This is a genomic window from Undibacterium sp. JH2W, assembly GCF_049340425.1.
Classification (GTDB): Bacteria; Pseudomonadota; Gammaproteobacteria; order Burkholderiales; family Burkholderiaceae_D; genus Undibacterium.
This window is the reverse complement of record NZ_JBMPOT010000004.1, coordinates 93,134-116,950: the sequence shown is the minus strand read 5'-3', so window position 1 is coordinate 116,950 and position 23,817 is coordinate 93,134. Positions and strand designations below refer to the sequence as shown.

At 50.5% G+C, this 23,817-nt stretch carries 23 protein-coding genes; 9 read left to right on the top strand and 14 right to left on the bottom strand.

Annotated features, from left to right (window positions below; all coding sequences use genetic code 11):
- Window positions 1-139: 139 nt before the first annotated feature.
- On the bottom strand, window positions 140-757 hold the full coding sequence (locus ACO0LC_RS06920; protein ID WP_423002136.1) for a lytic transglycosylase domain-containing protein: 618 nt from the start codon (window positions 755-757) through the stop codon (window positions 140-142).
- A gap of 95 nt (window positions 758-852) precedes the next feature.
- Window positions 853-2,589, bottom strand: a complete 1,737-nt coding sequence (locus tag ACO0LC_RS06915) for a proline--tRNA ligase (protein ID WP_423001919.1) — start codon at window positions 2,587-2,589, stop codon at window positions 853-855.
- 224 nt (window positions 2,590-2,813) lie between these two features.
- Here ACO0LC_RS06915 and ACO0LC_RS06910 point away from each other — a divergent pair, with 224 nt between their 5' ends.
- Window positions 2,814-3,386 carry an RNA pyrophosphohydrolase gene (locus ACO0LC_RS06910; RefSeq protein WP_423001918.1) on the top strand — a complete coding sequence of 191 codons (573 nt, stop codon included), beginning with the start codon at window positions 2,814-2,816 and terminating at the stop codon, window positions 3,384-3,386.
- Window positions 3,387-3,389: 3 nt separating this feature from the next.
- Entirely contained in the window at window positions 3,390-3,905 is a 516-nt protein-coding gene (locus ACO0LC_RS06905; protein WP_423001917.1) for a CNP1-like family protein, read from the top strand.
- Between the two features lie 74 nt (window positions 3,906-3,979).
- Here ACO0LC_RS06905 and proB read toward each other — a convergent pair whose 3' ends face one another.
- The 4 genes from proB to rplU form a co-directional block, all read right to left on the bottom strand.
- Window positions 3,980-5,098, bottom strand: a complete 1,119-nt coding sequence (proB, locus tag ACO0LC_RS06900; RefSeq protein WP_423001916.1) for a glutamate 5-kinase — start codon at window positions 5,096-5,098, stop codon at window positions 3,980-3,982.
- 275 nt (window positions 5,099-5,373) lie between these two features.
- Window positions 5,374-6,486: a GTPase ObgE gene (gene obgE, locus ACO0LC_RS06895; protein ID WP_110255241.1), complete on the bottom strand. Its 1,113-nt coding sequence runs from the start codon at window positions 6,484-6,486 to the stop codon at window positions 5,374-5,376.
- Between the two features lie 396 nt (window positions 6,487-6,882).
- Window positions 6,883-7,152, bottom strand: coding sequence for a 50S ribosomal protein L27 (rpmA, locus tag ACO0LC_RS06890; protein WP_423001915.1), 270 nt, complete (start codon window positions 7,150-7,152; stop codon window positions 6,883-6,885).
- Window positions 7,153-7,200: 48 nt separating this feature from the next.
- The gene (rplU, locus tag ACO0LC_RS06885; RefSeq protein WP_110255243.1) at window positions 7,201-7,512 is read right to left on the bottom strand and encodes a 50S ribosomal protein L21; all 312 of its coding nucleotides are present in this window, start codon (window positions 7,510-7,512) and stop codon (window positions 7,201-7,203) included.
- 262 nt (window positions 7,513-7,774) lie between these two features.
- Here rplU and ispB point away from each other — a divergent pair, with 262 nt between their 5' ends.
- From ispB to ACO0LC_RS06850, 7 genes are all read left to right on the top strand, one after another.
- Entirely contained in the window at window positions 7,775-8,755 is a 981-nt protein-coding gene (ispB, locus tag ACO0LC_RS06880) for an octaprenyl diphosphate synthase (protein WP_423001914.1), read from the top strand.
- Between the two features lie 323 nt (window positions 8,756-9,078).
- Window positions 9,079-10,809: a type IV-A pilus assembly ATPase PilB gene (pilB, locus tag ACO0LC_RS06875; RefSeq protein WP_423001913.1), complete on the top strand. Its 1,731-nt coding sequence runs from the start codon at window positions 9,079-9,081 to the stop codon at window positions 10,807-10,809.
- Between the two features lie 15 nt (window positions 10,810-10,824).
- Complete coding sequence (locus tag ACO0LC_RS06870; protein ID WP_423001912.1) at window positions 10,825-12,060, top strand: type II secretion system F family protein; 1,236 nt, start codon at window positions 10,825-10,827, stop codon at window positions 12,058-12,060.
- The gene (locus ACO0LC_RS06865; protein WP_423001911.1) at window positions 12,060-12,959 is read left to right on the top strand and encodes a prepilin peptidase; all 900 of its coding nucleotides are present in this window, start codon (window positions 12,060-12,062) and stop codon (window positions 12,957-12,959) included. Before ACO0LC_RS06870 ends, ACO0LC_RS06865 begins: the two co-directional genes overlap by 1 nt.
- Entirely contained in the window at window positions 12,938-13,552 is a 615-nt protein-coding gene (coaE, locus tag ACO0LC_RS06860; RefSeq protein WP_423001910.1) for a dephospho-CoA kinase, read from the top strand. Before ACO0LC_RS06865 ends, coaE begins: the two co-directional genes overlap by 22 nt.
- 136 nt (window positions 13,553-13,688) lie before the next feature.
- Window positions 13,689-14,444: a cell division protein ZapD gene (zapD, locus tag ACO0LC_RS06855; protein ID WP_423001909.1), complete on the top strand. Its 756-nt coding sequence runs from the start codon at window positions 13,689-13,691 to the stop codon at window positions 14,442-14,444.
- A 2-nt stretch (window positions 14,445-14,446) separates the two neighbouring features.
- Window positions 14,447-14,626, top strand: coding sequence for a DNA gyrase inhibitor YacG (locus ACO0LC_RS06850; protein ID WP_423001908.1), 180 nt, complete (start codon window positions 14,447-14,449; stop codon window positions 14,624-14,626).
- Window positions 14,627-14,795: 169 nt separating this feature from the next.
- On the opposite strand, the gene ACO0LC_RS06845 is transcribed toward ACO0LC_RS06850, so the two are convergent.
- The 8 genes from ACO0LC_RS06845 to ACO0LC_RS06810 all read right to left on the bottom strand — a co-directional run bounded on the left by ACO0LC_RS06845 (window position 14,796) and on the right by ACO0LC_RS06810 (window position 23,797).
- Window positions 14,796-16,352, bottom strand: coding sequence for a sigma-54-dependent transcriptional regulator (locus ACO0LC_RS06845; RefSeq protein WP_423001907.1), 1,557 nt, complete (start codon window positions 16,350-16,352; stop codon window positions 14,796-14,798).
- Window positions 16,353-16,407: 55 nt separating this feature from the next.
- Window positions 16,408-16,971, bottom strand: a complete 564-nt coding sequence (locus ACO0LC_RS06840; RefSeq protein WP_423001906.1) for a hypothetical protein — start codon at window positions 16,969-16,971, stop codon at window positions 16,408-16,410.
- On the bottom strand, window positions 16,968-18,260 hold the full coding sequence (locus ACO0LC_RS06835; protein WP_423001905.1) for a D-amino acid dehydrogenase: 1,293 nt from the start codon (window positions 18,258-18,260) through the stop codon (window positions 16,968-16,970). The genes ACO0LC_RS06840 and ACO0LC_RS06835 overlap by 4 nt, the downstream gene beginning before the upstream one ends.
- A 110-nt stretch (window positions 18,261-18,370) precedes the next feature.
- Complete coding sequence (gene alr, locus ACO0LC_RS06830; protein WP_423001904.1) at window positions 18,371-19,483, bottom strand: alanine racemase; 1,113 nt, start codon at window positions 19,481-19,483, stop codon at window positions 18,371-18,373.
- Between the two features lie 488 nt (window positions 19,484-19,971).
- Window positions 19,972-20,391, bottom strand: a complete 420-nt coding sequence (locus ACO0LC_RS06825) for an NUDIX domain-containing protein (RefSeq protein WP_423001903.1) — start codon at window positions 20,389-20,391, stop codon at window positions 19,972-19,974.
- A gap of 1 nt (window position 20,392) precedes the next feature.
- On the bottom strand, window positions 20,393-21,262 hold the full coding sequence (locus ACO0LC_RS06820; RefSeq protein WP_423001902.1) for an ATP-binding protein: 870 nt from the start codon (window positions 21,260-21,262) through the stop codon (window positions 20,393-20,395).
- Between the two features lie 12 nt (window positions 21,263-21,274).
- Window positions 21,275-22,513, bottom strand: a complete 1,239-nt coding sequence (argJ, locus tag ACO0LC_RS06815) for a bifunctional glutamate N-acetyltransferase/amino-acid acetyltransferase ArgJ (RefSeq protein ID WP_423001901.1) — start codon at window positions 22,511-22,513, stop codon at window positions 21,275-21,277.
- A 102-nt stretch (window positions 22,514-22,615) separates the two neighbouring features.
- Entirely contained in the window at window positions 22,616-23,797 is a 1,182-nt protein-coding gene (locus tag ACO0LC_RS06810) for an acyl-CoA dehydrogenase family protein (RefSeq protein WP_423001900.1), read from the bottom strand.
- Window positions 23,798-23,817: the final 20 nt, after the last annotated feature.

Sequence of the window (23,817 nt, the reverse complement as noted above, 5' to 3'; positions counted from 1 at the left end):
CCACAGCATCCGGATATGATGGAATGCCTGATCCTGCTTGGCCCGCTATTTTTTGAAAGCATAGTGTCACAAGACCTGAAGTAGCATGGTTTGCTACCACCACAAAAAAATGGGGCATCAGCCCCATTCTCTCCATACTTTAACTATTCAATTCCCAATTCTTCCAGTTGGCCAGTACTGCCTTGGGATATTCAGGGCGTCCACGGCTACCGTTGTAACGGCCCAGCGCGAGGTAAAGGTCGCCCTTTTCCATATCGATGTACAGGCGCAAAATGGAGCAGCCATAACGCAGATTGGTTTGCATCTGGAACAGCTTTTGGGCATCTCCATCACCGATGACGCGTGACCAGAAAGGCATGACTTGCATAAAACCGCGCGCACCAACGACCGAGGTCGCATACTTGCGGAAGGCAGATTCCACCTGTATCAAGCCCATGACCATGGCAACATCCAGGCCGGCGCGCTTGGATTCATACCAGATCGCATTCAGCAATTCCTTACGGGTCTGCAAATCGGGGATGCGGCGTTTCAGGCGGGTAGCCATTTCCCCTTGCCAGGTCAGGTATTTGATACGTTCTTCGATATTGGCAAATGTAGGTTTGGGTGGTGTAGAGTCAGAAATGGCTTTGGCCAATGCCAGGCGCACAGAATCTGCCATGGCTTCTTCTTTTTGATTACCAGCTTGCGCCGGCAAAGCAGAAACAGCCAACAGGCAGATTGCCAGATGAAGGAGGAATTTCTTCCCCCTCCCAAACATGGCAAGTATGATTTGCAGATCAAACTTGCCACTACCGCTCAGTCTTCCTTTGCACCAGACGCAAAAGCGCAAGAAAAAATACTTCATCCTGCTACTTATTTAGCTGCCATTTTGGCCTGGATGAAGGACAGCATTTCGGCCACTGGCACATTGCTGGCTTCGGTATCACGACGGCCCAGATATTCCAGCTTGCCTTCCTTGAGGCCACGATCACCGATGACGATACGGTGTGGCACGCCTATCAATTCCCAGTCAGCAAACATGGCACCAGGGCGTTCGCCACGATCATCCAGTATCACATCAACACCAGCCGCCAGCAAGGAGTGATACAGCGCCTCTGCTTCCGTTTTGACGGCTTCGCTGCGATCCATGCCCATAGGGCAGATGACGACTTCAAACGGGGCAATTGCGGTTGGCCAGATGATGCCCTTGTCATCGAAATTCTGTTCTATGGCCGCACCAAGGATGCGGGTGACACCGATGCCATAACAACCCATTTGCAGTAATTGCGGCTTGCCGTTTTCATCAAGGAAAGTGGCTTTCATATCGGCTGAATAGCGGGTGCCGAGCTGGAATACATGGCCAACTTCGATACCGCGCTGTATCGCCAGTACGCCTTTGCCATCTGGTGATGGATCACCAGCGACGACATTACGCAAATCAGCAACGACAGGCTCGGGCAAATCACGCCCCCAGTTAGCGCCGGTGAAGTGGAAATCAGCTTCATTGGCACCACAGACAAAGTCAGCCATGTTGGCGACGGTTCTGTCAGCCACGATATTGACTGGTTTTTGTGTACCGATAGGGCCAAGGTAACCTGGCTTGGTGCCAAAATGCTCGACGATTTCTAACTCGGTGGCAAAGCGGTAATTGGCCATGCCCGCAATTTTTGCAGCTTTGATTTCATTGAGCTCATGGTCGCCACGCAAGAGCAGCAGCCAGATTTGTGCAGCCTTGCCACTGTCTTTTTCAGCATCGACAGCCAGCACGATGGACTTGACCGTGGTTTCCAGCGGAATATTAAGCAATTGTGCGACATCTTCACATTTGGCTTTACCCGGAGTAGCAGTCTTGGTCAGCGCAGCGGCAGCGGCTGGACGGCTGGTTTGCGTAGGCAAGGCTTCTGCCGCTTCCATATTGGCAGCGTAGTCGGAAGTCGGGCAATACACCAGCGCGTCTTCACCTGTATCGGCAATGACGTGGAATTCGTGGGAGCCAGAACCACCAATCGCACCATTGTCGGCAGCTACCGCACGGAATTCCAGACCAAAGCGCTGGAAGATACGCGTATAGGCGTCATACATGATTTCATAAGACTTTTGCATGCCTTCAACATCGCGGTCAAAGGAATAGGCATCTTTCATGGTGAATTCACGACCACGCATAAGGCCAAAACGTGGGCGGCGCTCGTCACGGAACTTGGTCTGGATGTGATAAAAATTCACAGGCAGTTGGCGGTAAGAGCGGATTTCTGTGCGTATGACATCCGTGATCGCTTCTTCAGACGTAGGCTGGATGATGTAATCACGGCCATGGCGGTCTTTAACACGCATGAGTTCTGGCCCCATCTTGTCCCAGCGGCCAGTTTCTTGCCAAAGTTCGGCGGGTTGCACTACTGGCATCAGCATCTCGATCGCACCGGCGCGATTCATTTCTTCACGAACAATATTCTCTACTTTGCGTATGATGCGCAAGCCCATGGGCATGTAGTTATAGATGCCGGAACCGAGGCGTTTAATCATGCCCGCCCGCATCATCAGTTTATGGCTGACGATCTCGGCATCGGCAGGAGCTTCTTTCAGTGTGGAAATAAAAAATCGTGTAGCACGCATGACAGTGATTCTTTTTAAATGGAGGGTTATAATCAACTCAATTTTAAAGGATTAGCTGGCTAATGCGCCCACTCTTTGCACATTTGATGAAGGAAACTGCGATTTGTTCGCCTCCTTGGGGGCTGTCCGCTGAAAAATGCGGTGTTTTTCGACGAAACAAACGCTCTCTACGCTATCTATTGCAGGAGCAAGCCGTTTAGCCACAGAAAGTTTTGAGGTTGAACATGCTGGATCGTGAAGGCTTCCGCCCTAACGTTGGCATAATTTTGCTAAACGCCAACAATGAAGTCTGGTGGGGAAAGCGTGTGCGCGAGCACTCCTGGCAATTCCCTCAGGGTGGCATTAAATATGGTGAGTCACCGGAGCAGGCCATGTTCCGCGAACTCGAAGAAGAAACCGGCTTACTGCCTGAGCATGTCAAAGTCATAGGCCGTACCCGTGACTGGCTTCGCTATGAAGTGCCGGATCATTTTATCAAGCGTGAAATCCGCGGGCATTATCGCGGGCAAAAACAGATCTGGTTCCTGTTGCGCATGATAGGTCGCGATTGCGATGTCAATCTGCGGGCCAGCACACATCCTGAATTTGATGCCTGGCGCTGGCATGACTATTGGGTACCGCTGGACGTCGTGATTGAATTCAAGCGCGGTGTTTATCAATTGGCCTTGCAGGAATTGTCGCGTTATGTGCACCGCACCGAGCATCCCAATTCCAACCGCAATCGCTATTTACGTAATCAGCAACAGACGCAAAAAAATCAGGATTGCAAGAAAACCGAGCCGGAAGAATCCAAATAATTTATGTTAAATAAAAAACTACGCTATCTTTCCCATCTCGTCATCATAGGCATGGCACTGCTACCTGTCAGCCTGGCTTTTGCAGCGGACGAGGAAGAAGATGACAAGGAATGGCATGAAGTCGCGCTGCAATTACCAGAGGCGCCCAAGCCTGAAAATCTCTTGAATTTTTACAAGAGCCCCAGCCAGACATTTGCAATAGATACCAAGTCGCTCATCGTGGCAGCTGATGGCACTATCCGTTATACCATGGTTGCCACCAGCTCTGGTGGTGCCAGGAACATCAGCTTTGAAGGCTTGCGTTGCCAGTCATATGAAGTCAAGCTGTATGCCTTTGGGCGCCCTGATGGCACCTGGTCACGCTCGCGCCGCAATCAGTGGGATGCCATCACAAACACCGGTGTCAACAAACAGCATGCGACCTTGTACTCCGAGTATTTTTGTGAAGGTAAAACTGTCGCAGGCAAAGCCAGTGTATTACTGGACAAGCTGCGTGGCAAAAAGATGTCGTATTACTAAAATAGCCATACAATATGTAAAAAAGAAATGGGCACTGAACTTTTCAAATTCAAGTGCCCATTTTTATATTTAATTCACAACAAAACCAGATTGTCGCGGTGTATTAACTCCGGCTCTTCAACAAAGCCAAGTATGGCCTCGATCTCAGCCGAAGCATGGCGCTTGATGCGGCGTGCATCTGCGCTTGAATAATTGCTGAGCCCTCTGGCCACTGGTGTTCCCGACTCATCACAGCAAGTCACCACCGCGCCACGACTGAATTCTCCACGTACATCGAGTACACCTATAGGTAGCAAGGATTTGCCTTCCTGCGTTAACTTTTGTACTGCGCCAGCATCCAGCACGACCTGACCTAAGGTCTGCAGATGATCCATCATCCATTGTTTACGCGCTGCCACTGGTGCCATTTGTGAAATCAACTGCGTGCCTATGGCCTCACCTTGCGCCAGACGCAGCAAGACATTCTCTTCACGCCCCCAGGCGATGACGGTATGCGTACCTGAACTGGCACCACGCTTGGCCGCCAAAATCTTGGTCAGCATGCCGCCACTGCCCAGACTGGAACCGGCACCGCCCGCCATGGCTTCCAGCGACGGGTCGCCGGCCCGGGCTTCGTGGACAAACTGGGCATCTGGATTTTTACGCGGGTCAGCCGTGTACAAACCTTTTTGGTCAGTCAGAATGATCAGGGCATCACCTTCAATCAAATTGGCGACCAGTGCCCCCAAGGTATCGTTATCACCGAACTTGATTTCGTCAGTGACCACTGTATCGTTTTCATTGATGATGGGAACGATGCCAAAGCGCAGCAAGGTAAACAAGGTGGAACGTGCATTCAGATAACGCTCACGGTCAGCCAGGTCAGCATGCGTCAATAAAATCTGCGCCGTACCTATCTGATGTTCACGGAAACTGCTTTCATAAATTTGTGCCAGGCCCATTTGCCCAACGGCTGCACAGGCCTGTAACTCATGGATGGCCGTCGGTCGCTTTTCAAAACCCAGGCGTTGCCGCCCTTCGGCGATGGCACCAGAGCTGACCAGTACCACCTCCTTGCCCATGGCACGCAAACCAGCAATTTGCGCCGCCCATTTGGCGATAGCTTGCTGGTCCAGCCCCTTGCCATCATTAGTGACCAGGGATGAGCCTACTTTGATAATCAAACGTTTTGCTTGCTGAATGACAGATTGCATAAATGAATACGGATGTGATTTGGCGACGTTGCCACATCAAAGCGGCAAACAAATCAAAATTATACTTTATATGGATACTATCGTTGCAATCTAAATTTAATTCACATTTAAAAGGAATATTCTACTTTTTATGAGATTTTTATTATTAAAAAGAAATTATTTCAATATCAAAACACTCATTGATTTTTCATTTTTGGTGGGCAGGAGGTGTTTGATGAGCAGGACGAGCAATAGATGGCAGACATAAAAAAACCTGGCTTTCACCAGGTTTTCTTTTAGTCTTCGATTACTTTAAAACGCGGATCATCTGGATCAATAGACAAAATACCCTGCGCTTCTTCTTTCATCGTGGTTTCTTGCGAACGCTGCTCATGCGTACGCTTTTCTTCCAGATATTTATAGATCTCAGTCACCAGCTCTTCACAGCCTTCACGGTTCAAGGCAGAGATTTCAAACACCGGGCCTTTCCAGGCGAAGCGCTTGATAAAGTCTTTGACCTTTTTCTTGCGCTCATCTTCTGTCAGCACGTCGAGCTTGTTGAGCACCAGCCAGCGTGGCTTCTCATACAGGCTCTCATCGTATTTGCGCAATTCCTTGATCAAGGCCTTGGCTTCTTTGACAGGATCAACGGCTTCATCAAACGGTGCCAGATCAACAATGTGCAAGAGCAAGCCTGTGCGTTGCAAATGCTTCAAGAACTGTATGCCCAGACCGGCGCCGTCAGCCGCCCCTTCGATCAGGCCAGGAATGTCGGCGATAACGAAGCTTTTTTCATGACTGACACGAACCATACCCAGGTTAGGATGCAAAGTCGTGAAAGGATAATCAGCGATTTTTGGGCGCGCATTCGATACGGCAGTAATGAAAGTCGATTTACCGGCATTTGGCAAACCCAAGAGGCCTACGTCAGCCAATACTTTCAACTCCAGACGCAATTCGCGGCGTTCGCCTTCTTTACCATCAGAGCGCTGACGTGGCGCACGGTTGGTCGAAGTCTTGAAGTGGATATTACCCCAGCCGCCCTCGCCGCCTTTGACCAATTCAACTTCCTGGCCATGTTCAGTCAGATCGGCGATGACTTCATCGGTATTTCTGTCGCAAATTTGTGTGCCAACCGGCATGCGCAGACGGATATCGTCAGCGCCCTTGCCGTAGCAATCTGCACCACGGCCATTTTCACCGTCTTTGGCTTTATGCAATTTGGAATAGCGATAATCAACCAGGGTGTTGATATTGCGGTCAGCTACAGCCCAGATACTGCCGCCACGGCCGCCATCGCCACCGTCAGGACCGCCAAACGGGCGGAATTTTTCACGGCAAAAGGATGCCACACCATTGCCACCATCGCCGGCGATTACTTCGATACGGGCTTCATCAATAAATTTCATTTTTACCACCTAAAAAAGCTTGTATAAATTTTTGTAACCTGATGGAACAATAAATTTATACAGGATTTCTTCAAATTAAAAGGACTAACATCAAACTGCCTGTGCAGGGTGTACTTAGAATCTGTTTTCGATCCTACTGCGCGAGCGTGATCGGGGCTCATGTGCTGCTCAAAATGCTCATGTACTTGAGTACATTCCGCTTTTTGCGCTGCTCTTCACTCCCGCTGACGCTCGCTCGCTACAGATCGCAAACAGGTTCTTACGGAGAGGTGAACTTGCGGTAAGGGATTGCCGCAATGAGCTGGAACGGAGACTGATCCAACTAAAAAGGCCCTACCGATGGCAGAGCCTTTTTATCATACTGGCTTGCGCCCTGCTTTGAATTACTTCAAAGCATTACGCTGCTGCTGTATCTGCAACAACAATAGCGAACTGGTGACGTGCTGCACCTTTGATCGCGAATTGTACTTTGCCGTTAACCAGAGCGAACAAAGTGTGATCTTTGCCCATACCGACGTTTTCACCAGCGTGTACGCGAGTACCGCGTTGACGAATGATGATGCCGCCAGCATTGATAGTTTGGCCGCCGTAGACTTTAACGCCAAGGCGTTTTGATTCTGAGTCACGACCGTTGCGCGTGGTGCCGCCGCCTTTTTTGTGTGCCATTTTTAATTAGCTCCTTAAATACAGGTAGATTGATTGCTGATCTACAGATTAGCCGTTGATAGAAACGATTTGCAATTCAGTGTAGTTTTGGCGATGGCCTTGACGTTTCTGATAGTGCTTACGACGACGCATTTTGAAAATGCGCACTTTGTCGTGACGACCGTGATCTATAACCTTAGCCAGCACCGTAGCACCTGCGACCAATGGAGCACCAAACTTAATGGTCTCACCAGCGCCCAAAGCGAGCACTTGATCAATGGTGATTTCGGAGCCAATGTCTGCAGGTATCTGTTCTACTTTAAGTTTTTCACCAGCGACAACTTTGTATTGTTTGCCTCCGGTTTTTATGACCGCGTACATGTGAAACCTCATCAAATAAATATTAGGGATTTTCTCCCCGCCAGACAAAAATACACCTGGGAAGTCGGGAAAACCCCAAATTGTACATAATCCTGCCAAAAGCGTCAAAGACTATTTGCATATTTTTTCAGCAAAGCCATGGTAAACGGGCAATTTGCTGCTGAGAAATGGATGAAGCGCAAGAGAACTGGTGCAATTCAAGCAAATACCAGCACTGCATCGTATAATCTCGCCCATCCAGGATTTTTAAGCAGGTTCCCCCTTGTCTGCCACAAACAACCAAAACCCCATCACAGAATTGATTTCCTCCGACATGAACGGGGTAAATCAAGTCATACGCAACAAATTGCACTCTGAAGTTGCACTGGTCAACCAGATCGCTGAATACATCATCAGTGCTGGCGGCAAACGTATACGCCCGGTGCTGGTCTTGCTGGTGGCAAACGCCTTTCAATATCAAGGCAGGCACCATCATGAACTGGCAGCCATTGTCGAATTCATCCATACCGCGACCCTATTGCATGATGACGTCGTTGACGAATCATCCATGCGCCGTGGGCGCAAAACAGCCAATGCCCTGTTTGGCAATGCGGCCTCGGTGCTGGTAGGCGACTTCCTGTATTCGCGTGCATTCCAGATGATGGTGTCCATCAATAGCATGCAAATCATGCAAATTCTGGCTGATGCAACGAATGTCATCGCTGAGGGCGAAGTCTTGCAGTTATTGAATATGCATGATCCTGACGTGACTGAAGAACGCTATCTGCAGGTGATACGCTCAAAAACTGCCAAGCTGTTTGAAGCAGCAGCAGAAATTGGTGCCCTGATCGCGGGTGCCAGTCAAACAGAAATCGAAGCCGCTGGTGAGTATGGCCGATCTTTGGGAACTGCTTTCCAACTGATTGATGACGCTCTCGATTATTCTGGCAATGCCGAGGATATAGGCAAAAACGTCGGCGATGACCTGCGCGAAGGCAAACCCACTCTGCCCCTGATCTATCTGATGAAAAACGGCACGGCAGAAGAGCGCGAATTGGTGCGTGCCTGCATAGAAAACGGCGACGAATCCAAATTTGATGCCATACTGGCTGCCATTACCCAATCTGGGGCACTCGCCTATACTCAAAGTGAGGCCGTTAAAGCTGCAGAACGTGCAGCGGCTGCGATATCGGCCTGGCCAGAAAATCAATACAAACAAGCCATGGTAAAGCTGTGTGCTTTTGCCGTAGGCAGGAATCATTAAATCGCGAAATTCGCGGATTTAACAGATTGTTACAAAATCGGGCAGCCTGCATGGCTGCTCAAAATCTGCGCTCAGACCGGCAAAAAAATGCCTGAAAAAATTGGCATGGCTATTTGGCAGAAAACAATCTATACAGAGTAAAGAAGTAATGAATCAGTGTCAAAAATGACGAAATGATTCCAAACTTGATGGCGTTGTAGCAGCAATGCATTTTTTTGCCTCGTCCTGTGTGACTACACTATGGAACGACTTTACAAATAACAGGCTTGGTTGCATTATCCTAAGGCAACTGATTGTATTGGCAAATTTACTCAAAAGATCCTATGTCCGCAGTCCTACCAAATTCAGCGCCCCAAATGGCAACGCCAGGCTTGGCACGAGCCTTGATGCAGGCCAATTTATTGACGCCGGCTCAAGTTGAAACTGTCAGTAAAAAAGCGCAAGCCGAAAGGATAGGCTTCATTGACGCCCTGACTCAAAGCGGCACGGTCAGCGCACGTGATCTGGCGACATTTTGCTCTGATGCATTCGGCTACCCATTACTGGATTTATCAGTCATCAACGAATCCCTGATCCCGGATAAACTGGTAGATCAAAAACTCATGCAGGCGCAACGTCTGCTAGCAGTAGCCAAAAAAGGCAATAAAGTTTCTTTGGCAATTTCTGATCCGACCAATAATTCAGCCCTGGACCAGGTTAAATTTCAGACTGGCCTGGGTATAGACATTATCGTCGTACAGCATGACGCGCTGGTCAAACTGCTGGAAAAGCTGGGTAAATCCTCAGAACAAAGCCTCAATGAAATTGGTGGCGATGAATTTGATCTCGAATTCAAGGAAGATGATCTTGGTGCCGGTGCAGCAGCCGAGGCACAGGCAACAGAGATTGATGATGCTCCTGTTGTCAAATTCCTGCAAAAAATGCTGGTTGATGCCATTAATATGGGGGCATCCGATTTGCATTTTGAACCATTCGAAAAATTCTACCGCATACGCTTCCGTGTCGACGGCGAGCTCAGGGAAATAGCTCAGCCACCTTTGGCGATCAAGGATAAATTATCCTCACGTATCAAGGTTATTTCCAAATTAGACATCTCGGAAAAACGGATTCCGCAAGATGGCCGCATGAAATTGCAACTATCGGCCAGCAAATCCATCGACTTTCGTGTGAGCACTTTGCCTACTTTGTTTGGCGAAAAGATCGTTATGCGTATTTTGGATGGCTCTCAGGCGCAGATGGGTATCGATGCCCTGGGCTATGATCCGGATCACAAAGCCATCTTGATGGATGCGATTCAACGTCCCTATGGCATGGTGCTGGTGACCGGGCCTACCGGTTCTGGTAAAACCGTGTCCCTTTACACTTGCCTTAACGTTATTAATAAACCTGGTATCAATATCTCGACAGCCGAAGATCCAGCCGAGATTAACTTGCCTGGTGTAAATCAGGTCAACGTCAATGACAAGGCTGGCCTGACCTTTGCAGCCGCGCTGAAGTCTTTCTTGCGTCAGGATCCAGATGTCATCATGGTGGGTGAGATTCGCGACCTTGAAACCGCCGATATTGCGATCAAGGCTGCACAAACCGGTCACATGGTGTTTTCGACCTTGCATACCAATGATGCGCCTGCCACCCTGACACGTTTGATGAATATGGGTGTGGCTCCCTTCAATATCGCCTCCTCCGTCATCCTGATCACGGCACAAAGGCTGGCACGCCGTCTGTGTACCTGCAAAAAACAAGTAGAAATCCTCGATGAAGTCTTGCTGGCAGCTGGTTTCAAGGATGAAGATCTGGATGGCAGCTGGAAGCCTTATGGCCCGGTTGGCTGCGACCGTTGCAACGGTGGTGGCTATAAGGGGCGTGTCGGCATTTATCAACTGATGCCCATATCTGAAGCTCTTGAACGTCTGATCTTGGCCAGTGCCAGTGCGCTGGACCTGGAAGAGCAGGCACAAAGAGAAGGCATCAGGAATTTACGACAATCTGGATTAATGAAAGTCAGACAGGGACTGACCAGCCTCGAGGAAGTCCTCGGATGTACCAACGAATAATAAGAGAATAATGATATGGCAACCAGTGCGGCAAAATCGGCAAAATCATCACAAATCAAAGAGCATTTGTATGCCTGGGAAGGCAAAGACAAATATGGCAAGCAAGTCAGGGGCGAAACACGCGCAGGTGGTGAAGCGATAGTGAACGCCACCTTGCGCAGGCAAGGTATCCTGGTCACCAAATTAAAAAAGAAAAACTATACCTCCGGTAAAAAAATTACCGACAAGGACATCACACTGTTTACCCGTCAGTTGGCTACCATGATGAAGGCCGGTGTGCCCCTATTGCAATCCTTTGATATTGTTTCCAAGGGGCATAGTAATCCATCGGTTTCCAAACTATTGCAAGATATACGCGGTGACGTGGAAACCGGAACCAGCTTGAACGCTGCTTTCCGCAAATTCCCCTTGTATTTTGACCCGCTGTTCTGCAATCTGGTCGGCGCGGGTGAGCAGGCGGGTATTCTGGAAGATTTGCTGACCCGTTTGGCTATCTACAAAGAAAAAACCCTGGCCATCAAGGCCAAGATCAAGTCAGCATTGACTTACCCTATCGCCATTCTGTCGATTGCCTTCCTGGTTACTGCCGTTATCATGATCTGGGTGGTACCTGCTTTTAAACAAGCTTTCAGTAGTTTTGGCGCAGAATTGCCTGGGCCCACACTATTTGTGATGGCGATTTCTGACTTCTTTGTTCAATATTGGTATTTGATTTTTGGTATTTTATTTGGCAGTCTGTATTTCTTTTTCCAGACATGGAAGCGCTCGCTCAAAATGCAGCAAACCATGGACCGCTTATTACTACAAGCACCTATTTTTGGACCAGTGATTAGAAAAGCGACCATTGCACGCTGGACGCGTACACTCGCCACCATGTTCTCTGCAGGAGTCCCATTGGTAGAATCCCTGGATTCTGTTGGTGGCGCCTCGGGTAATGCTGTCTACCTTGATGCCACCATCAAAATTCAAACCGAGGTCAGTACTGGTACCAGTTTGACGGTCGCCATGCAAAATGCCAATGTATTCCCTCCCATGGTCACACAAATGGTGGCCATTGGTGAAGAATCAGGTGCACTGGACCAGATGCTGGGCAAGGTTGCCGATTTTTATGAAGAAGAGGTCGATGAAGCTGTTGCCTCCATGTCCAGCCTGATGGAGCCTATCATCATGGTAATTCTGGGTGTTGTCATTGGTGGCCTGGTAGTTGCCATGTACCTGCCTATCTTCAAAATGGGTGCGGTTGCGGGATAATGGAAGTATTACTTTTCGCACTGCCACATAATGGATGGTCCACAATAGCCTTCGGGCTATTGGGACTGCTGATAGGCAGCTTTCTGAATGTAGTGATTTATCGCCTGCCCAAAATCTATTTGCGCGAGGTAGATAATTTTGTTGCTGAACAACGCCAGGAAAAGCTGCCCCATCAGGATAAATTCAACCTCACGCTACCCAGGTCTGCCTGCCCGCATTGCGGCCATCAGATCACAGCCATGGAAAACATCCCCATCATCAGCTACCTGGTGATTGGCGGTAAATGTACAGGTTGCAAGGCAAAAATTTCCATACGCTATCCCCTTATAGAAGTACTGACTGCCCTGCTCTCTGCCGCCATGATCTGGCATTTTGGCAGTGGCGTGGCAGGCATGGGTGCCGTGGTATTCGTCTGGCTCCTGATCTCCATGACCTTTATTGATCTTGATCATAAATTACTGCTCGACGACCTTACCCTGAGTTTGTTGTGGATAGGTTTGCTGGTCAACCTCAATGGCAGCTTTGTCCCGCTCAAGGATGCTGTTTTGGGAGCTTGTGCTGGTTATCTGTCGCTATGGTCGATTTATTGGGCCTACAAATTATTGACAGGTAAAGAAGGCTTTGGTTATGGTGACTTCAAGTTGCTGGCAGCTTTGGGGGCATGGATGGGCTGGTCGGTGTTGCCCGTCATTATTTTGTTTTCTTGCTGTGTTGGTGCTGCCATAGGCATTACACAAATCGTGTTTTCGAGAATGGGCTGGGGTAAAGAAACGGGTTGGGGTACAGAAATGCCTTTTGGTCCCTATTTAACAGGTGCTGGCCTGATTTCACTGATCTGGGGCAAGAATATTGTTGACTTCTATTTGAGTACCAATCAATGGCTGGCAATTTCTCACTAGGACTGACAGGCGGCATAGGTAGTGGCAAGACCACGATTGCCAATATGTTTGGCGAACTGGGTGCCGCACTCATAGATACCGATCTGATCGCCCATCAGCTAACCACGCCGGAAGGCCTGGCCATTCCTACCATACGCAGTCAGTTTGGTGCTGAATTTATTACCGCAGATGGTGCCATGAACCGGGCTGCAATACGTCAGTTGGTGTTTGCCAATCCCGGGCAAAAGCACAAACTGGAAGCCATACTGCACCCCTTGATACGCGCAGAAACTGAGCGCCAGGCGTCCACAGCCAGTGGTGATTACCGCATTTTTATTGTGCCTCTGCTGATAGAATCCGGTAATTGGAGAAACCGTGTGGATCGCATCCTGGTGGTTGATTGCGATGAAGAAACCCAGATCAGCCGCGTTATGTCGCGCAACCAGTTAAGCAGGGAACAGGTGCAAGCCATCATGCGTAATCAGGCCAGGCGGCAAGACAGACTCAATGCAGCAGACGATGTCATCGTCAATGGCAGTGATTTGAAAAACATACGAGAAGAAGTTTTACGCCTGCATCAGCAGTATCTGCAGCTTGCAGATATCAGCAAGTAAGTATTTGCCAGCCGAAAGCAACAATTTCCTACAAAAAAAATAAGAGAAATCTGCACGTGGTGTTTGTAATTTCACACAGTATGGTTCAGAATCATGTGCAGCTTTGATTAGCACCAATTTTGACAGGGAAACTATTTTGATTGTTTACGAATACCCTTTTAACGAGCGTATTCGCACGTTATTGCGGCTGGAAGACTTATACGAAAAATTCACGTTTTTCTTGCATCAGTCTGACCCCATGCAGCATCACGTTGCCCTTGCCACCATTTTTGAAATGTTGGAAGTCGCTGGTCGCGCCGACCTCAAATCCGATCTCTTGCAAGAACTCGAAAGACAAAGACATACGCTCATCAGCTTCAAATCCAATCCCAATGTACAGGCAGAAATGCTGGATAAAGTATTGGACGACGTTGACCGCGCCAGCAGTGCCCTGGTTACCAGCACGGGCAAGACTGGCCAGAACGTGCGTGACAATGAATGGCTGATGAGCATACGTGGCCGCACCATCATCCCAGGTGGTGCCTGTGAATTTGATTTGCCCAGCTACCATGCCTGGCAAAAAAACACTCCGGAAAAACGCTTCGCCGACATCAGCACCTGGTTTGCCCCGATAGCACCATTGTTTGATGCCATCAATGTGGTCTTGCGCCTGCTGCGCGAATCTGGCTCTACATCGAAAGTCATCGCCCAGGCTGGTAGTTACCAGCAAATGCTGCAAGGCAAGGTTTATCAGTTATTGCGCGTCAATGTCCTGCAGGAACTTGGGGCCATACCTGAAATCTCTGCGAATAAATATATGTTGTGGATACGTTTTATGTCCCAGGATGGCGACATGAAGCCCAAGGCCTATGAAAACGATATCCCGTTTGACCTGACTCTCTGTAATTTCTGAACATGGCTACTTTTGTTGATTGTCCCACCTGCAAAACCAAGGTGGAATGGAAAGAAGAAAACCGCTGGCGTCCTTTTTGTTCTGAACGCTGCAAGCAAATCGACCTGGGTGCCTGGGCAGAAGAGAAGTACACGATACCTGCAGTCAATCTTCCAGAAGACCCGGAAGAACTGGCTGAATAAGCTACGTCACTGACTTAGAACGTGTTTACGATCTGTAGCGAGCGTGCGTCAGCGGGGTGAAGAGCAGCGCAGAAAGCGGAATGTACTTTAGTACATGAGCATTTTGAGCAGCGCATGAGCCCCCGCATTAACTCCGGTTGCGCTCGCGCTTAAGATCGTGAACATGTTCTTAGCGTTTTTGCGGGATACCGTATTTACGCAGCTTGGTGGCGATCATCGAATGCGAAGTCGCCAGACGTGTCGCCAGCTTGCGGCTGGATGGATATTGCGGATACAGGTTTTCCAGCAAACTGCGCTCAAAGGCATTCACCGATAATTCCCAGCTCTCGGTGGCGTCGCTTTTCACCACATCTGCCGTGATACTGCCCTCGGCCCAATCGAGGTCAGCCGCATCCAATACCCGCTGGTCTGACATGGTAATCGCGCGGAACACCACATTCTGCAATTGCCTGACATTGCCCGGCCAATGATTGGACACCAGCGCCGCACAGGCGGATGAATTCAAGCGGCATACCGGTTTTTGCGCCTGGGTGCAGGCACGTTCTATGAAATGTCTGGCCAGCGGCAGGATATCGTCAGGGCGCTCGCGCAAGGCTGGCATCTCCAGATGCAAGACATTCAGGCGGTAAAACAGATCTTCACGAAAACTACCTTCCTGCACCATCTTGCGCAAGTTCCTGTGGGTGGCGCTGATGATGCGCACATTCACCTTGACCTCTTTATCACTGCCTATGCGACGGAACTTGCCGTCATTCAGGAAGCGCAGTAGCTTTGCTTGCAGGTACAGCGACATCTCGCCTATCTCATCGAGAAAGACCGTGCCACCATCCGCCATTTCAAACAGGCCAGGCTTGCCGCCACGCTGGGCACCGGTGAAGGCACCGGACATATACCCAAATAATTCGCTCTCGGCCAGGCTTTCTGGCAAGGCTGCGCAATTCAGCTCCAGGAAAGCCGCATTGCTGCGGCCACTGACACCATGGCAAGCCTGGGCCAGCAATTCCTTGCCGGTACCAGTCTCGCCCGTAATCAGCAAAGGAGCATCAACGACGGCCACCCGTACTGCCTTGATTTTCAGGCTGCGTATCTGTTCTGACTCACCGATGATGAAATGAAAGCCACTGCCTTCCGAATGCTGCAAGGCATGCAGGCGGCCACCTATGCGTGTGGGCGCATGGAAGGTCAGCACCGCACCTACCGAGCGACCATGGGTAATATCAAGACCCTGGGGCTCGGATACCGGCGTCACATCCATGAAATAAGGCTCACCGTTGAGACTGACTTCACGGCTGGGTAAGCGGAAGCCGCAATTGACCAGCTCTTCCTGTATGCCGGCATCGTCAAGCACCTGGTTCAGGCTGCGCTGACACAGGCTGGACTCACTCATGCGCGTTGCCGTGGCGGCAGCCACATTGGCAATCACGATATGGCCGCTGGCATCAATCGCCAGCACCGGGTCTTCCATGACCGCCATCATGGTGTCGAGATTGAGACGCCTGCGTATGCCGGGTAAAACATCCAGCACCTTGATTTCACCTACCCCACGCACAGACTGGCAATCAGTCTGCAATGAGGGCAGCATGAATTCCAGTAGCTCAGGGCTGTCGATATAGATATTCGGTGGGTCGACTTCAACCGCCACTACATTGAGCCCGCGCCGCGCCAATACCGCCAGTATTTCGTGAGCAATACCTACTCTGTCCTTGAACTGGATATTGATGCGCATGCGTTGCTTTGTAATGAAACGATGAAAGTCTGCTTAAGTCTGATTGATATGCGGATTAATACGGCTCCGGGATATAACCACGTGGGCGGGCATGCTGGCGACGGAAAGCGCTATTCGATGCCAGGCCACGCAAACGGCCCAGGTCAAATTGCTCCAGTTGCTGCAAGACTGCACGATTGAGCGTCATTTTAACTTGCATCATCAACAAGTCCACGCTTTGCTGGCTGGAAGTACGAGTATTGCGTCTTTCCTGTGGCACTTCTGCCTCTTCTTCCTGAACCGCTTTTTCCATTGCCTTGGCAGCAGCACGTTCTTCTGCATTGACGAAGCTACGATAAACATCCGCCAGAGTGATGATGCCATTGCAGTCGCGGCAATGCCATGCATCCTTCTCCTTGGTGTCACGGCTGACCAGGGCATCCTTGCTCAGCACTGCCAGTATCGAACGTATCAGGCGCGGGGTCTTGCCCGTGGCTTGCGCCAGTGTGGTGATGTTTGCAGTACGTGGCATCACCATCATGATTTGCGCCAGTAATTCTATGGCGGTATAAAACCGCGCATTCAGGTTGGCATCTGAAAAAACCTGGGTTGATGACAATAACTCTTCAATTGCATTCATGCCAACTCCTTGTGTATGAAAATTGGACTGTTGACGCTGCCGTAACGGTCCATGAATAAACCTTCAGTAGAAATAGCCGGGCGCTTGCCAGAAACCACGTCGGCAATGAACTGACCAGAGCCGCAAGCCATGGTCCAGCCCAGCGTGCCATGACCGGTGTTCAGGTACAGGTTGCGGTAAGGCGTAGGGCCAATGACAGGGGTGCCGTCCGGCGTCATGGGACGCAGGCCAGTCCAGAATTCAGCTTTGCTGACGTCACCGCCACCAGGGAACAAATCAGTCACTGAATGCTCCAGGGTGGCACGACGGTCTGCCCGCAGGTCGAGGTTATAGCCGGTGATTTCGGCGGTGCCACCGACACGTATGCGGTCGCCCAGGCGGGTAATTGCGACTTTATAGGTCTCATCCATGACCGTCGATTCCGGCGCTTTTTGTGTGTCGGTAATAGGGACGGTGATTGAATAGCCCTTGATAGGGTAAACAGGAATCTTGATGCCCAATTCTTTCAAGAGAATTGGGGAATAACTGCCAAGTGCCAGTACGAAACAGTCTGCCTTGATCTCACCTTCGGAAGTGATGACAGAACTGATGGTATCGCCGCTCTTGACCAGTCTTTGTATAGTGACGCCGTACTTGAACTGGACACCCAGTTCTTGCGCGAATCTGGACAGGCTTTGGGTGAACTTGAAGCAGTCGCCGGTTTCATCCCCTGGCAAACGCAGGGCACCGACAAATTTGTCCTGCACATTGACCAATGCCGGCTCCACTTTCAGGCAAGCTGCCTTGTCCAGTTTTTCATACGGCACATCGTAACGTTTGAGGATGGCGATATCGGCCTCTGCACCATCGAGTTGTTGCTGGTTGCGGAACAGTTGCAGCGTACCCTGGGTACGTTCGTCATAGCTGATACCGGTATCGCTGCGCAATTGTTGCAAGACATCACGGCTGTATTCAGCCATGCGCAACATGCGGCCCTTATTGATTTCATAGCGCTTGCTGGTGCAATTCATCAGCATCTGCGTGACCCAGCGCCACATGGTAGGGTCCAGGCTGGGGCGTATCGCCAGCGGACTATGCTGCATCATCAACCATTTGATGGCTTTCAAAGGAACACCAGGGCCTGCCCATGGAGCGGAATAGCCAGGGGAAACTTCACCCGCATTGGCAAAACTGGTTTCCAGGCCTGCGGCTGGCTGACGTTCTATCACTGTCACTTCATGGCCTGCTTTGGCCAGATAATAGGCTGACGCTGTACCGATAACACCTGCACCCAATATAACTATTTTCATTTTTTTCTCCCGGCTTACTGCTAGCTCACTGATGGATTAATCTGTTTGTCTGTTGTGTTCTTTGTTTGTTCTGGCTACTTGCTCAGGCAAGCGGCCATACATGTAGAGGCTTAATTGCTATAGGTACGCTCATAGCGGCCTCCCAGACTGGTCAGGATTTCATAGCCTATGGTATTGGCACGTGCTGCCACCTGGTCCACTGTATTGTCAGCAGAGATCAGATCCACCATAGAGCCGGGTTGCAGATGTTCTGCGGCGACTGCAGTCACATCAAGGGTGATGGTATCCATCGATACATTGCCCACCATGGGCACGGCCTGGCCGGCAATATGGGCAATGCCGCGATTACTGAGGCTGCGCATCCAGCCATCGGCATAGCCAACACCGACGGTGGCTATGCGAGTGGTCTGGCTGCTACGCCAGGTCGATCCATAACCGACACCAGTGTTAGCCTGAATTTCACGGGTTTGTATGATGCGACCTTGCAGATGGGCAACGGCACGCAAGGGGTTGGCTTGGCCTGCGACAGGAGCAACGCCATACAAGGCTGCGCCAGGACGGGCCAGGTCGAAATGAAAGTCTTTACCCAGGAAGATGCCGGAAGAATTCGCCAGACTGGCTGGCAAACCCTGGCAAGCCGGGATTTGCATGCGCAAGGCGTTAAAGGCTTGCAACTGCTGCTGATTGACCGGATTAGCCTGGTCTTCGGCGCTGACCAGATGGCTCATGATGTATTGCAGGTCTATGCCCTCGCTGAGGCTGGCATCGGCCTGCCATTGCTGTGCCTCGGCTGCGGACAAGCCCATTCTGGCCATGCCGGTATCAACTTGCACGATGGCTGGCAGGCGACGCTGTTCTTTTTGCGCCAAGGCACGCCAGGCCAGCATTTGTGGCAGGCTGTTCAAGACTGGGGTGCAGTTATTTTCCAATAATTCGGCCTCATGCCCTACTGGTGAGCCATGCATGACATAGATGGCGGCATCTGCAGGCAAATGTTCACGGATGATGATTGCCTCTTGCAAATGCGCGACAAAAAAATCACGGCAATCTTCGGCATACAAGGCTTGCACCACCGGCACCGCACCGAGCCCATAGGCATCTGCCTTGACCGCAGCACCGCATTTCGCCGCCCCCAATAAGCCACGCAGCAGACGATAGTTATAACGTATTGCCTGTAAGTCAATACGAAGTACTGCACCTGCTATTCCAGCAACTTGCTTCATATCTCACCACTCCATCGCATCAAAAGAAATGCGATTAGTTATGCAATCGTCGTGCCACAAAATTTTATTGAAGAAATTCAATGACTTATAGAATTTATGTCGGAACCCTTAAAATTCCCGTATTGAAATCAATACAGTTATGCATTTTCTTCTGCACTTCAAACTAGAGACTACTCTCTACTACGTACTAAAAACCGCACACTGTATTTATTTTAATACAGTGTATTGATTTCAATACACATCGATAATAAAATAAAGCACAGATAATCTCAGCCCAAATAGCTGCCGACAATAAGTGATACTACGGATTGTTTTTCATAAAAAGACAGTTTGATGACATCACTCACGAACCGCATGCAATGAAGTATAGACGTGTGGAAATAAAGCAAAAGCTAAAAAGGGTCAGAGCCGAGCTTGAAAGTCAGCACTGACCTACTTTTCGGACTGAGGAGGTGGGAGTCAATGGCCACAGAATTGGCCAGCAAGTACTAAGCTGCTGCCAGAGCGGCCTCGTCCTTACGCAGCAAATCCAGCCATTCCAGCAATGGTATGGTGGCTGGTAATAAAGGCGTGAGCCCCACACTACCCTGCCAGGCAAAGGCTTGCCCTTCCAGGCTTTGCGGTTCGCCCTGCCATTCTCGGCTGATATAGAAATGCAGCCTGACATGGGCATGCGGATAGATATGCTCAACGCCACACCAGGGTTCAGCAGTCAACACTTGTATGCCCAGTTCTTCGACAAACTCACGCTTGAGTGCATCAAGTATGGATTCATCGGGCTCAACCTTGCCACCCGGGAATTCCCAATAACCCTCATATGGCTTGCCAGCGGGACGTTGTCCCAGCAAGACATCGCCATTGGCTTTCATCAGGATGCCGACAGCGACATCCACAGGTTTTGCACTCACCTCAGGACTCCGCCAGCTTGCCAGCGTAGTCACGGGCAAATTGCCAGGCCACGCGGCCAGAACGCGAACCGCGTTGCAAAGCCCAGCGCAGGGCATCGCCACGTGCTTCTTCTATCTGGCTAGAGGTACAGCCCATGCTGCCCAGCCAGTAAGCGACGATGTCGAGGTAATCATCCTGTTTGAAAGGATAGAAAGAAACCCAGAGACCAAAGCGTTCAGACAAGGAGATTTTTTCTTCTACCGTTTCGCCCGGATGCAGGTCCCCATCATCGCTATATTTATAGCTGGCATTGTCCGACATTTTCTCGGGCAAGAGATGGCGGCGGTTTGAAGTGGCATAGATCAGCACATTGTCAGACTGGGCAGAAATACTGCCATCCAGTGCCACTTTCAAAGCCTTGTAACCGGCCTCGCCTTCTTCAAAGGACAGGTCATCACAAAAGACAATGAAACGCTCGGGACGCTCAGCGATCAGGTCGACAATATCCGGCAAATCAGCCAGGTCGGCTTTATCTACTTCGATGAGGCGCAAACCCTGATTCGAAAACTGGTTCAGGCAAGCCTTGATCAGTGACGATTTGCCTGTGCCACGGGCACCAGTCAGCAAGACATTATTGGCTGGTTTACCGTGGACAAATTGCCTGGTGTTTTGCTCTATCTGGGCTTTTTGTGCGGCGACATTACGCAAGTCATCCAGCGCTATGGTTGATGCATGGCGCACGACTTGCAAATAGCCATGGCCACCACGCTTGCGCCAACGGTAAGCAAAGCCGAGATTCCAGTCAGGTGCTGGCGTACTGGCGGGCAATATATTTTCCAGCCTGCTCAGCAAATGCTCGGCACGCAAGAGAAATTGATCAAGCTGCGTCATTGTCTTTCCAGATCAGGAACGGTAGTCGGCATTGATGGAGACATAGTCATGCGACAGGTCGCAAGTCCAGACTGTCGCTGCCGCATCGCCACGTGCCAGTTTGACGCGTATGGTGATTTCGCTTTGCTTCATGATGCGCTGACCATCTTCTTCACGGTACTCAGGATTACGGCCACCGTTTTTAGCGACCCAGACATCATCCAGGTAGAGGTTCAGCTTGCCAACATCCAGGTCATTCACACCGGCATAACCTATGGCGGCCAGGATGCGGCCCAGGTTAGGATCGGAAGCAAAGAAAGCGGTTTTTACCAGTGGCGAATGGGCAATCGAGTAAGCGATCTTGCGGCATTCTTCTACATCACGGCCTTCTTCCACTGCAATCGTCATGAACTTGGTCGCGCCTTCGCCATCACGGATAATCATGTGAGCGAGTTTTTGCGACAGCGCAGTCACGGCTTCTGCCAGTGCTACATATTCAGGTGTCTCGACATCATTGACTTCGACTTCACCCGCACCTGTGGCGATGAGCATGAAAGAGTCATTGGTGGAAGTATCACCATCGATGGTGATGCAGTTAAAGGATTTGTCAGCCGCCTGCTTGACCATATGATCAAGCACATTTTGCGCAACCTTGGCATCTATTGCCAGATAACCCAGCATGGTCGCCATATTTGGCTTGATCATGCCCGCACCTTTACTGATGCCTGTCATGGTCACGGTTTTGCCGTTGATTTCCACCGTTGCCGAGGCCGCCTTGGGTTGGGTATCGGTAGTCATGATGGCGGTAGCGGCATTGAACCAGTTATCGTCCGTCAGGTTGGCTATGGCTGCAGGCAAACCAGCCACCAGCCTGTCGACTGGCAATTGTTCGAGGATCACGCCAGTAGAAAATGGCAGTATCTGGGACGCTTCACAAGCCAGCAATTCTGCCAGGGCAGCGCAAGTTGCATTCGCAGCAGCCAGACCAGCATCGCCAGTACCTGCATTCGCATTACCGGTATTCACCACCAGCGCGCGAATAGGGCTGGATGCCATGTGCAAGCCTTCCAGGTGGGCCTTGCAGACTTGCACAGGTGCTGCGCAAAAGCGGTTGGTCGTAAATACCCCGGACACGGTCGCCGTAGGGGCCAGTTCCATGACCAGTACGTCTTTGCGATTGGGCTTGCGTATGCCAGCCTCGGCATAACCGAGGCGTATGCCGGCTACCGGTTTCAAATCTGCAGCCACAGGGATGGGGGAATTAACGGCCATGGTTTTTCCTTGCGTTGAAATCAAGCCGACATTGTAGGGCATTTTGTTGCACTGCGAAGCATGTTTGCGCTGAGGAAATTTCACGCAGGCCGGGCCTAGCCCTTACAAACCCATGATCATTTGTGCAATGATATTTTTTTGTATTTCATTTGAACCACCATAGATGGAGAGCTTGCGCATGTTCAGGTAATTGATGGCGAGTGGACTGGCCAGCTCGCTGGTATCCTGACGATCACGCAGGGGCAAAGCCTGCTCCCCTACAGCTTGCACCAGCAATTCAGTGATGGCCTGTTGTATTTCCGTACCTTTGATCTTGAGTATCGATGCTTCCGGCCCTGGCGCATGACTTTGCTCTTCTGCTGACAAGACGCGCAGATTGGTTATTTCCAGCGCCATCAAATCTATTTCCACCTGTGCCAGACGCGTGGCAAAGGCGGCATCTTCCATGAGCGGTTTGCCATTCTTGAATTCACGCGCTGCCACTCTCTTCAGCCTGGCCAACTCACGCTTGGCGATGCCTATACCCGCGATATTGGTACGCTCATGTCCCAGCAAGAACTTGGCATAAGTCCAGCCCTGGTTTTCTTCACCCACCAGATTGGCAAGCGGTACCTTGACATCATCAAACCAGACTTCATTGACTTCATGCGCACCATCCATGGTGATGATGGGCCTGACAGTAACACCAGGGGATTTCATGTCGATGAGTAAAAATGAAATACCACGCTGGGCCTTGGCTGCACGGTCTGTACGTACCAGGCAAAATATCCAGTCGGCATAATGTGCCAGTGTGGTCCAGGTCTTTTGACCATTCACCAGATAGTATTCACCCTCGCTGTCACTGTTGCGCTCAGCCGTGGTCTTGACGGAAGCGAGATCAGAACCGGAGCCCGGCTCAGAATATCCCTGGCACCACCATTCATCGGCGGACAGTATCTTTGGCAAAAATCTCTGCTGTTGCTCGGGCGAGCCAAATTCCATGATGACGGGTGCCACCATCTTGATACCAAAAGGTGGCAGGCGCGGCGCACCGGCAGCGGCGCATTCTTCTTCAAATATATAGCGCTGGATAGCAGACCAGCCGGTGCCGCCATGTGCTACAGGCCAGGAAGATGCTCCCCAGCCCTGGGCATGCAGTAACTTTTGCCACTGCTGGTAATCGCTTTTTTCAAGTGCTAAGCCATGATGCACTTTATGGCTGATGGAATGAGGTAAGGAAGTTTGCAGGAAATGACGGACCAGTTGACGAAAGCCAAGCTCTGCATCGTTAAAGTTCAAGTCCATAAGCCCCCTCAGGTCTGGTC

Excerpts from the sequence above, each read along its gene's own strand:
- ACO0LC_RS06920 (WP_423002136.1), bottom strand. The coding sequence starts at position 757 with ATGTTTGGGAGGGGGAAGAAATTCCTCCTTCATCTGGCAATCTGCCTG.
- ACO0LC_RS06915 (WP_423001919.1), bottom strand. The coding sequence starts at position 2,589 with ATGCGTGCTACACGATTTTTTATTTCCACACTGAAAGAAGCTCCTGCC.
- ACO0LC_RS06910 (WP_423001918.1), top strand. The coding sequence starts at position 2,814 with ATGCTGGATCGTGAAGGCTTCCGCCCTAACGTTGGCATAATTTTGCTA.
- ACO0LC_RS06905 (WP_423001917.1), top strand. The coding sequence starts at position 3,390 with ATGTTAAATAAAAAACTACGCTATCTTTCCCATCTCGTCATCATAGGC.
- proB (WP_423001916.1), bottom strand. The coding sequence starts at position 5,098 with ATGCAATCTGTCATTCAGCAAGCAAAACGTTTGATTATCAAAGTAGGC.
- obgE (WP_110255241.1), bottom strand. The coding sequence starts at position 6,486 with ATGAAATTTATTGATGAAGCCCGTATCGAAGTAATCGCCGGCGATGGT.
- rpmA (WP_423001915.1), bottom strand. The coding sequence starts at position 7,152 with ATGGCACACAAAAAAGGCGGCGGCACCACGCGCAACGGTCGTGACTCA.
- rplU (WP_110255243.1), bottom strand. The coding sequence starts at position 7,512 with ATGTACGCGGTCATAAAAACCGGAGGCAAACAATACAAAGTTGTCGCT.
- pilB (WP_423001913.1), top strand. The coding sequence starts at position 9,079 with ATGTCCGCAGTCCTACCAAATTCAGCGCCCCAAATGGCAACGCCAGGC.
- ACO0LC_RS06870 (WP_423001912.1), top strand. The coding sequence starts at position 10,825 with ATGGCAACCAGTGCGGCAAAATCGGCAAAATCATCACAAATCAAAGAG.
- ACO0LC_RS06865 (WP_423001911.1), top strand. The coding sequence starts at position 12,060 with ATGGAAGTATTACTTTTCGCACTGCCACATAATGGATGGTCCACAATA.
- coaE (WP_423001910.1), top strand. The coding sequence starts at position 12,938 with ATGGCTGGCAATTTCTCACTAGGACTGACAGGCGGCATAGGTAGTGGC.
- ACO0LC_RS06850 (WP_423001908.1), top strand. The coding sequence starts at position 14,447 with ATGGCTACTTTTGTTGATTGTCCCACCTGCAAAACCAAGGTGGAATGG.
- ACO0LC_RS06845 (WP_423001907.1), bottom strand. The coding sequence starts at position 16,352 with ATGCGCATCAATATCCAGTTCAAGGACAGAGTAGGTATTGCTCACGAA.
- ACO0LC_RS06840 (WP_423001906.1), bottom strand. The coding sequence starts at position 16,971 with ATGAATGCAATTGAAGAGTTATTGTCATCAACCCAGGTTTTTTCAGAT.
- ACO0LC_RS06835 (WP_423001905.1), bottom strand. The coding sequence starts at position 18,260 with ATGAAAATAGTTATATTGGGTGCAGGTGTTATCGGTACAGCGTCAGCC.
- alr (WP_423001904.1), bottom strand. The coding sequence starts at position 19,483 with ATGAAGCAAGTTGCTGGAATAGCAGGTGCAGTACTTCGTATTGACTTA.
- ACO0LC_RS06820 (WP_423001902.1), bottom strand. The coding sequence starts at position 21,262 with ATGACGCAGCTTGATCAATTTCTCTTGCGTGCCGAGCATTTGCTGAGC.
- argJ (WP_423001901.1), bottom strand. The coding sequence starts at position 22,513 with ATGGCCGTTAATTCCCCCATCCCTGTGGCTGCAGATTTGAAACCGGTA.
- ACO0LC_RS06810 (WP_423001900.1), bottom strand. The coding sequence starts at position 23,797 with ATGGACTTGAACTTTAACGATGCAGAGCTTGGCTTTCGTCAACTGGTC.